The sequence below is a fragment of the Parafrankia sp. EUN1f genome, assembly GCF_000177675.1.
Taxonomy (GTDB): Bacteria; Actinomycetota; Actinomycetes; order Frankiales; family Frankiaceae; genus Parafrankia.
Genome location: NZ_ADGX01000290.1, coordinates 1 through 4,640 on the forward strand (window position 1 = coordinate 1; position 4,640 = coordinate 4,640).

Annotated in this window: 7 protein-coding genes and 2 pseudogenes; 4 read left to right on the forward strand and 5 right to left on the reverse strand. The window is 67.6% G+C overall.

Annotated elements, in window-relative coordinates; translation table 11 throughout:
* The coding region (locus FREUN1FDRAFT_RS37945; protein ID WP_006545747.1) for an IS30 family transposase at positions 1 to 510 on the forward strand (510 nt) is incomplete at its 5' end.
* On the opposite strand, the gene FREUN1FDRAFT_RS37950 is transcribed toward FREUN1FDRAFT_RS37945, so the two are convergent.
* The 3 genes and pseudogenes from FREUN1FDRAFT_RS37950 to FREUN1FDRAFT_RS42645 form a co-directional block, all read right to left on the reverse strand.
* Positions 407 to 1,147: an IS3 family transposase gene (locus FREUN1FDRAFT_RS37950; protein WP_006545748.1), complete on the reverse strand. Its 741-nt coding sequence runs from the start codon at positions 1,145 to 1,147 to the stop codon at positions 407 to 409. The two genes, FREUN1FDRAFT_RS37945 and FREUN1FDRAFT_RS37950, sit on opposite strands and share 104 nt — an antisense overlap.
* A complete protein-coding gene (locus FREUN1FDRAFT_RS37955; RefSeq protein WP_006545749.1) occupies positions 1,144 to 1,434 on the reverse strand; it encodes an IS3 family transposase in 291 nt (96 codons plus the stop codon). The genes FREUN1FDRAFT_RS37950 and FREUN1FDRAFT_RS37955 overlap by 4 nt, the downstream gene beginning before the upstream one ends.
* A gap of 68 nt (positions 1,435 to 1,502) precedes the next feature.
* A pseudogene (locus tag FREUN1FDRAFT_RS42645) lies at positions 1,503 to 1,661 on the reverse strand (recombinase family protein); the annotation flags it as partial.
* A gap of 128 nt (positions 1,662 to 1,789) precedes the next feature.
* On the opposite strand from FREUN1FDRAFT_RS42645, the gene FREUN1FDRAFT_RS47605 reads away from it, so the two are divergent.
* Positions 1,790 to 1,912 carry a hypothetical protein gene (locus tag FREUN1FDRAFT_RS47605; protein WP_255348252.1) on the forward strand — a complete coding sequence of 41 codons (123 nt, stop codon included), beginning with the start codon at positions 1,790 to 1,792 and terminating at the stop codon, positions 1,910 to 1,912.
* A gap of 32 nt (positions 1,913 to 1,944) precedes the next feature.
* On the opposite strand, the gene FREUN1FDRAFT_RS37960 is transcribed toward FREUN1FDRAFT_RS47605, so the two are convergent.
* On the reverse strand, positions 1,945 to 2,865 hold the full coding sequence (locus tag FREUN1FDRAFT_RS37960; protein WP_006545751.1) for a hypothetical protein: 921 nt from the start codon (positions 2,863 to 2,865) through the stop codon (positions 1,945 to 1,947).
* Positions 2,866 to 3,160: 295 nt separating this feature from the next.
* On the opposite strand from FREUN1FDRAFT_RS37960, the gene FREUN1FDRAFT_RS37965 reads away from it, so the two are divergent.
* Together FREUN1FDRAFT_RS37965 and FREUN1FDRAFT_RS47610 are read left to right on the forward strand one after the other, a co-directional pair.
* The gene (locus tag FREUN1FDRAFT_RS37965) at positions 3,161 to 3,538 is read left to right on the forward strand and encodes a hypothetical protein (RefSeq protein WP_006545752.1); all 378 of its coding nucleotides are present in this window, start codon (positions 3,161 to 3,163) and stop codon (positions 3,536 to 3,538) included.
* A 324-nt stretch (positions 3,539 to 3,862) separates the two neighbouring features.
* Positions 3,863 to 3,988 (forward strand): hypothetical protein, encoded by a 126-nt coding sequence (locus tag FREUN1FDRAFT_RS47610; RefSeq protein ID WP_255348253.1) that lies wholly within the window; start codon positions 3,863 to 3,865, stop codon positions 3,986 to 3,988.
* A gap of 231 nt (positions 3,989 to 4,219) precedes the next feature.
* Here FREUN1FDRAFT_RS47610 and FREUN1FDRAFT_RS37970 read toward each other — a convergent pair.
* Positions 4,220 to 4,640 (reverse strand): annotated as a pseudogene (locus tag FREUN1FDRAFT_RS37970) (transposase); the annotation flags it as partial.

Consider the following 4,640-nt stretch of genomic DNA (forward strand, 5'->3'; position numbering starts at 1 on the left):
GGGTTGAACCGGTCCGCGATCGGCACACTGGTCGAGCGCACCACCCGGTTCACGGTCCTGCTGCACCTGCCCCGCATGGACGGTTACGGGCGTCAACCCCCGGTGAAGAACGGTCCGGCACTGGCGGGCCGCGGCGCTGACGCTGTCCGGGACGCGATCACACAGGCGCTTGCCGCGCTGCCGGAGCAGCTACGTCGGACCCTGACCTGGGACCGTGGGAAGGAGATGGCCGGGCACGCCGCCCTGACCGCCGGCACGGGGCTGGGAGTCTACTTCGCCGACCCGCGCAGCCCCTGGCAGCGCGGCACGAACGAGAACACCAACGGTCTGCTCCGCCAGTACTTCCCGAAGGGCACCGACCTGTCTCGCTGGACCCGCCACGAACTGGTCACGATCGCCTCGACCCTCAACGACCGGCCCCGCAAGACCCTCGACTGGAAGACCCCCACCGAAGCGATGAACCACCAGCTATTCTCACTTCAAGAAGACGGTGTTGCGACGACCGGTTGAATCCGGTGTTACTTCCGCGGTCCGAATGAAACATTGCCTGGTCGGTGAGCTGTTGATTACGGGCGGCCATGGTGATGGCGGTGTCGATGAGCCCGGTCTTGTAGTTTTCGTCCATAGCCCAGCCGACGACGGCTTTCGTGTGGCAGTCGATGACGGTCGCGAGGTAGAGCCAGCCTTCCCAGGTGGGAATGTAGGTGATGTCACCGACCATCTTGGTGCCCGGGGCGTCGGCGGTGAAGTCGCGCTGCAGCAGGTCGGGGATCGCGGCGGGGTCCTGGCCCTGCTCGGTCAGGGTGTGCTGCCAGGGGCGTGGCTGGCACGGCTCCAGGCCCTGCTCGCGCATGAGGGTACGGACGAGCTCGGGGCTGCAGGGGCGGCCCCAGGCACACAGGTCGGCGTGCACGCGCCGGTAGCCGTAGGTGCCGTCGGAGGCGGTGAACGACCGCTGCACGAGGGCGGCGAGCTCGCCGCGGCGGGTCGCGGTCGCGGAGGCGGGGCGGTCACGCCATTCATAGAAACCGGAACGCGAGACGTTCAGCCAGGCGCACATCTGCGTGATGGACGGCGTCGGGGTGGCGGTGTTCACGGTGGTGCGTGCGGCGTACTCCGCATCGATGAACTCGAACGTGTCGCTCACCGATGATCCTTGGCGAAGTACGCCGCGGCTTTTTTCAAGAACGCGTTTTCCATGGTCAGCTCACGGTTCCGCCGTTCGAGTTCGCGTATCCGTGCGTTCTCCTCGGCGACCGGTGATGGCGCCTCGCCGGCGTGGGCACGCCGGTACGCGGCGACCCAGACTCCGAGTGTTCCCTCAACGATCCCGAGTTCACGTGCGACATCGGCGATCGGACGAGAGGTCTCGATCACCATCCTGACCGCCTCGTCCTTGAACTCGGACGAGTATTTCCTGCGCTTCTGTGTCAACTATCGCCCCTTCCGTGCTGCCCATAATTCTAGTTGGGGCGGCTGTCCGGGAGAAAAGGGGCACCTCAGTCGCCGTCGCGGACGAACGCGAGCAGCTCGTCGAGCTTCGGCCGGTCGCTGTCCTTCCCGGACGCCTTGTCGACGAACATCCGCTCGACCTCGACCCCGTCAAGTTGCCGCACCGTGTTCTGGTCGACGCTGCTGACCCTGACGTAGCCGACCCGCATCGCCCCGACCCCTTCCACACCCCGAGATGTCAGGTTGGACTCCAGGAACCGAGCAGACACACGTCAAGAAATCGCGCCGAGGACCCTAATCTGACGTTTCTGTGGCTTGTTGATCGTGTGGTGTTGGGGTGTACCCCAGTCGGACACGCGACGGCCTGTCCGTCAACCACGCCGGCTACCAGCTGGTCGTCACCAAGCTCGACCGGCTCGGCCGCTCCCCTCGAAGCACCTGGACGAGCTCGACCAGGTAACGGACGAAGTCCCGACGTCGTGCACACCTGAACTACGACAGACCGGTCTCGCAGGACGAGGTGTCCTCGGCGCGCCGCACGGTGCGCCGGTCGACGACAACGATGTCCCCGCGGTCGATGTAGTGGTCGAACAGCGCCCGGTCGACCGGCCGCGGGTCGATGTCCCGCAGCCCGGGCAGCCCGGGGTCGGCGACGAGCAGCAGCAGCTCGTAGGCGTGCTCGTTCCCGCCGGTGCTGCTGGTGCCGGTGCCGACTTGGACCGACAGTGTCCAGCTGGCGGCGTCCTGCCAGACCGGATCGCCGAGCCGGTAGACGTCGGAGGCCGGGTCGGTGACGACGACCAGCACCTCGCGGCCGGGGACGGCGGACCCGGCGCCTTTCAGCCGGAAACACCAGGCGACATAGTCGCCAGGGGCGACACCGGTGAACGCCAGCGGCTGCGCGGCCGCCGGTCTCCTCGTCATAACGAGCACAACGGTCGCGACCGTCACTACGACCACGACGGTAACCAGCAGGATGCTGCCGACACGCCAGCGGCGCCCGCGCCCGCCACTCGGACCGTCTCCCTCGTTGGCGGCGCACGGCGCCGCCGATGCCCCGAGGCGGTCCGAATCGCCGGGGACGGCCTCGGTGGTCTCGGCTGGCTCCGGGGCTCCCGGCCGCGGCGTCTGCGCCGCCAGGTACGCCTCCTGCCGCAACTGGCGCACCCGGTCTCGCTTCGGTTCGGCATGCCCCGCGAACTCGAAGAACGCCTCGAGCTGTTTCTCTGAGATCAGTTTCCTTCCCTGGAAAATGCGGCTCGCGTGCGAGCGGGAGCAGAGCAACACCTTGCTTCCGAGGCGTTCCAGCGAGATCTTGTCGCCGCGAATTTCGCAGAGGGCTTCCGCGAGTTCCCGGGCCGGCCCGACCACGTCGGCCGGGATGCTTTTCGTCGATCCAGGTGGCCTGCCCATTCTCCCCATCGTCTCCCAGTTTCTCTCTTCTCCCAGGTCACAAGGCTTGGGAGCACCGACTTTCACCCAAGATAAATCTCCTCATCGAAACCCCTTGCTGCCCCGATCGAGGAAGCCGACTATGTCGTTTGGAATAGCGGTCACCGAGGCCGGGACGGCGTCTCCCGTGAGGGCTCCGAAACGCGTGCACGCCTTCTCGTCTGGCCGTCACCTACCCTCGTCCGCTTTCCGGGAAAGTCATTCGTCGGTCGCGCTTGACCAGGTCACGCGCGGAAACCAGCAGGAAGAGGATTCCATGTTTGACGGTAAGAAGACGAACGGGGTCGGCCAGTCCGCTTCGGACCGGCGCCGGAGGCGGCTGTGGGTGCGGGGCGCCGTGACGGTAGCCGCGGCCGGGGCGCTGCTGGGCGGGCTCGCCTCCACAGCCTCGGCCGGCGGCTCCCTGCTGTGGGCCACCCCGAACTCCCACGGGCAGCGCTTGGCCGTGTGCGCCCAGGACCTTGAGGTGCGCTCCTCGCCCGGCGGTCCCGCCATCGGCTACCTGTACGGCCCGAACCAGACATTCACGGTCTACGACGCCGGAGCCCGCGAGTTCGGCGGGGAATGGGTCCTCGGCCACGCCTGGGGGAACGTGAACCGGGACGGCTACGTCCAGAACGGCTGGTTCTGCTAACACGGCTAGTACCCGCAGACCCCGCACGGGGACAGCTACTGGCCGAACCAGCCGTACGGGACGCGCCACACAGGAAGTGTGTACCCGGCCGAGGCTCGCCGCCCGAGCTGACTCTGGGTGGCTTCGGCCGTCCTGAACGAGCCGGCCAGCTCTGAGCACAGAGAGGAATTCCCTGTATCTGATGTCGAAACTTAGGAGAACAGCGCGCTCACGGTTGCTGTCGCCGCGCTTCCGGTCGTAGGAGTCGGCGTCGCCACGGCGTTCGCCGCCCCAGCGCAGGCGGCGGGCTGCTCGACGAACTACTACTCCGTCGACAACGCCCCTGTGGGGGTGTACGAGCACCCCGGCGGCGGATGGCTGAAGGACAAGCAGTACGGCGACCAGGTCACCGGTCCGAACAGCGACGTGATGTCGAACCTCAGCGTGGGCTGGCGTGCGGTGTACACGTAATGCCACTTAGCCTATTTTGATCAAGCTGCTGCCTGGGGTTCTACGGGGTTGGCGAGCCTGATCGTGGGCGGGGCGGAGTGACGCCTACCGCGCTGGCGGGATTTCTTCACGGGGTAGCGGTGTGGTCCGGCGCGTCGCACGGCGCGGGGGTAGGTGCGTTCGCGGTGCCGGGTGAGTTTCGCGGGTCGGGTGATGTCCGTGGTGATCAGGGTGAGGGCGTGTTCCTGCTGGTCAGGGGGAAAAGGCCGGCGGGTCAGCGACCTGCCGGCGGAGAACTCTCACGGTCCGGGTGAACCGGACCCGGTCGGGGTCGATCCCGGCGGCGGTCGCGGCCGCGCAGATCAGCGCGGTGATCGCGTGGTGGGTGAGCAGGTAGCCCCAGATCTCCTGGTAGACCCCCTCGGGTGACTGCGACCGCAGGACCTTCCCCGGGCCGCGCAGGTAGGTCTTGACCTGCCGGTTCGCGGTCTCGTGTTCCCACCGCTGGTGGTAGGCGCCGGCCAGCGCGGCCGCGGGGGCCTCCCACGGGTCGAGGATGGTGGTGATCAGGGCGATCAGGTCACCGGTGCCGTCACCGTCACGGTCGGGGACGTCGTACTCGATGACCCGGACCAGGCGGGCCTGGGCGGGTCGAGGGTTCCCGCCGGCCGCG